This window comes from Butyricicoccus sp., assembly GCF_050872565.1.
Taxonomy (GTDB): domain Bacteria; phylum Bacillota; class Clostridia; order Oscillospirales; family Butyricicoccaceae; genus Butyricicoccus_A.
On sequence record NZ_JBNMHC010000246.1, the window covers coordinates 1 to 3,449 of the forward strand.

The 3,449-nt window shown below is 47.9% G+C and carries 3 protein-coding genes; all 3 read left to right on the plus strand.

Annotated elements, in window-relative coordinates; translation table 11 throughout:
• On the plus strand, positions 1 to 1,789 hold a 1,789-nt coding region (ppdK, locus tag ACR0P9_RS09460; protein WP_432619538.1), incomplete at its 5' end, for a pyruvate, phosphate dikinase.
• Between the two features lie 130 nt (positions 1,790 to 1,919).
• Positions 1,920 to 2,573, plus strand: a complete 654-nt coding sequence (locus ACR0P9_RS09465; RefSeq protein WP_432619540.1) for a TetR/AcrR family transcriptional regulator — start codon at positions 1,920 to 1,922, stop codon at positions 2,571 to 2,573.
• Positions 2,566 to 3,449 (plus strand): class I SAM-dependent methyltransferase (locus ACR0P9_RS09470; RefSeq protein ID WP_432619542.1); only part of this gene is annotated, 884 nt, incomplete at its 3' end. The genes ACR0P9_RS09465 and ACR0P9_RS09470, both read left to right, overlap by 8 nt.

A 3,449-nucleotide genomic window follows, 5' to 3' on the forward strand; every position in this document is an offset into this window, starting at 1 on the left:
GGCAGGTATCAGAACGCCGCAGCCGATTACCAAGCTCGCAGAAGACCTGCCGGAGTGCTATCAGCAGTTTATGGATATTGCCAATCGTCTGGAAGACCATTACCGCGATATGCAGGATATGGAATTCACGATTCAGGAAGGCAAGCTGTTCTTCTTGCAGACGAGAAACGGCAAGCGCACCGCACAGGCTGCCATTAAAATTGCCTGCGATCTCGTAGACGAAGGACGTATTACACCGGAAGAAGCGGTTCTGCGCATTGAGGCAAAGAGCTTAGATCAGCTGCTGCATCCAACCTTTGATGCAGAAGATCTGAAAAAGGGAGAAAAGATTGGTCAGGCATTGCCGGCATCGCCTGGTGCTGCGGCTGGCAAGGTTTACTTTACCGCAGAAGATGCCAAGAATGCACACGAGCAAAATGGTGAAAAGGTTATTTTGGTTCGTTTGGAGACTTCTCCGGAAGACATTGAGGGTATGCACGCGGCAGAAGGTATTTTGACGGTACGCGGCGGTATGACCTCTCATGCAGCTGTCGTAGCTCGCGGCATGGGCACCTGCTGTGTATCCGGCTGCGGTGAAATTAACATTGATGAAGAGGCAAAGGTATTCTCCCTTGGCGGTTACACCTTCCATGAGGGAGATGAAATCTCTCTGGATGGCAGCACAGGCTTTATTTATAAGGGCATGATTCAGACCAAGGAAGCATCGGTCAGCGGTGACTTTGGCAGAATTATGGCATGGGCAGACAGTTTCCGTCGTCTGCGCGTTCGTACCAATGCAGACACGCCGAAGGATACAAAGAATGCAGTTCGTTTGGGTGCAGAAGGCATTGGTCTGTGCCGTACAGAGCATATGTTCTTTGAACCAAATCGTATTCCAAAAATTCGGAAAATGATTTTGTCGGATACACCGGAACAGAGAGAAGAAGCCTTGATTGAATTGCTGCCGTTCCAGAAGAGCGACTTTAAGGCAATGTACGAGGCACTGGAAGGTCGCCCGATGACGGTTCGTTATCTGGATCCACCGCTGCATGAGTTCGTTCCGACCGATCCGGCAGATATTGAAGCACTGGCGAAGGATATGGGCATGACACCGGCAGAAGTCAAGCAGAAGTGCGACGATTTGCACGAGTTTAACCCGATGATGGGACATCGCGGCTGCCGTCTTGCTGTTACCTATCCGGAAATTGCCAAGATGCAGACCCGCGCTGTAATGGAAGCAGCGATTGAAGTCTCCAATGAGAAGGGCTATGCGATTGAGCCGGAAATCATGATTCCGTTGGTTGGCGACAAGAAGGAACTGAAGTTCGTCAAGGATGTCGTTGTCGAGGAAGCAGAGAAGGTAAAGAAGGAATTGCATTCTGACATCGTTTACCATATCGGCACGATGATTGAAATTCCGCGCGCCGCTTTGATGGCTGGTGAAATCGCAGAGGAAGCAGAATTCTTCTCGTTTGGCACCAATGATTTGACGCAGATGACCTTCGGTTTCTCGCGTGATGATGCAGGCAAGTTCCTGTATTCGTACTATCAGGCAAAGATCTACGAGTCCGATCCGTTTGCACGATTGGATCAGAACGGCGTTGGTCAGCTCATCCGCATTGCTGCGGAGCAGGGTAAAAAGACCCGCCCGAATATCAAAATGGGCATTTGCGGTGAACATGGCGGCGATCCGTCTTCCATCGCATTCTGCCACGAAGCAGGTCTCACCTATGTGTCCTGCTCGCCGTTCCGCGTGCCGATTGCACGTCTGGCAGCCGCGCAGGCAGCACTGAATAGCAACAAGAAGTAAATACTGAGCGTGTGTGACAGCTGAGAGAAATCGTACCATTTCTCTCAGCTGTTTTTATGTGAAATACAGTTGACAGACAAAACTACGTTTAGTATACTATAAGTATACTAAATAGAATTGGAGTATCGTTATGGGGCGCGAAAACAAAAAACAGGCGGTTGCGGCGCTGCATAGAGAAAAGATCTTGCAAGCGGCAGAGACACTATTTTCTGAAAAGGGCTTTGACCAGACGACCATTCAGAATATTTCTCAGGTGTCATCATACAGCAGACGGACGATCTATGCGTATTATGACAGCAAAGAGGATATTATGCATCATATAATCGAAAATGGCCTTTTGCAATTGAGTCACGATATTCAAACGGTTTTGCAAAACAAAGAAGGCTTTTTATCCCAGTATTTCGCTGTTTGTGCAGCAATGGTGCGTTATCAAACGGACTGTCCGCAGTCTTTCAAACATGTCATGGAAGCACACACGGAAAATCTGAATTTGGAACAGCTTGCAGATACCGTTCAGCGCATTTTTGCGCTGGGTACGGAGATCAATGAACATCTGGCTCGATGGATTGAAGAAGGAAAACAGCAAAAAGTTGTTCGTCAGGATGTTGTCCCGCTGATGACGGTGTATGTTCTCTGGTCAAGTGTGACCTCTTTTATTGATTTGGTACAGACAAAGGGGGCGTTTCTTTGCAAGCAATTTGCCATGACACAACAGGATTTGTATGCATACGGCTTCAGACAAATCATCAACGGTATTTTGGAGGAGAGGATTTCACATGAATAACACGGCTAGTATTACGGCATTGCTGTCTGCCTTTGGCAGAGCGTTTCACGCAGACCAGGAGATCAATCCAATCTTTGCGGACACCAAGGCGAGAGAACTCATGACAGAGGAAGAATATGCGGCGATAAAAGCGTATATTTTGAATGGCATGGATTTTTTTGCACCGGAGAAAGCAGAAACGTTTTCTAATGACGAAGACGCCCTGCGGTATTTGGTTTACACACAAATTGCGCCGACACCGCTGGCGCGAGCCAGATTCTGCGAGGATAGTCTGAAAACTGCCATGCAGACGGGAACCTCACAGTATGTGATTCTCGGAGCGGGAATGGATACATTTGCATTTCGAGAGTCGGATCTTTTAAAAACATGCCGCGTGTTTGAGGTCGATCATCCATATACGCAAGCGGATAAATTGCAGCGCATCCAGAGGGCTGGATGGAAGATTCCGGATCACTTGACATATGTTTCGGTCAATTTTTCAACGGACGATTTGAAAAGCAGGCTATTGCAGGCAGGATTTGATCCAACGCGAAAGACATTATTTTCGTGGCTGGGCGTAAGCTATTATCTGTCAAATGATGCGATCACAGCCATGCTGCATGATATTTCCTGCCTGTCCGCAGAAGGAAGCAGTTTGGTCTTTGATTATGCGGATGAACAGCTATTTTGTTCGCAGATAAAGCGAGTGCAAAATATGCTTGCCATGGCAGCTGCGGGTGGAGAACCGATGCAATCTTGTTTTGATGTGCACGCACTGCAAAAGCTATTGGAAACAGAGCATTTCTTCGTTTATGAATGGATGTCGCCGCGCGATATTCAGGCGAAATATTTTGCAGGCAGAGGCGAGGATCTGACAGCATTTGAACACATTCGGTA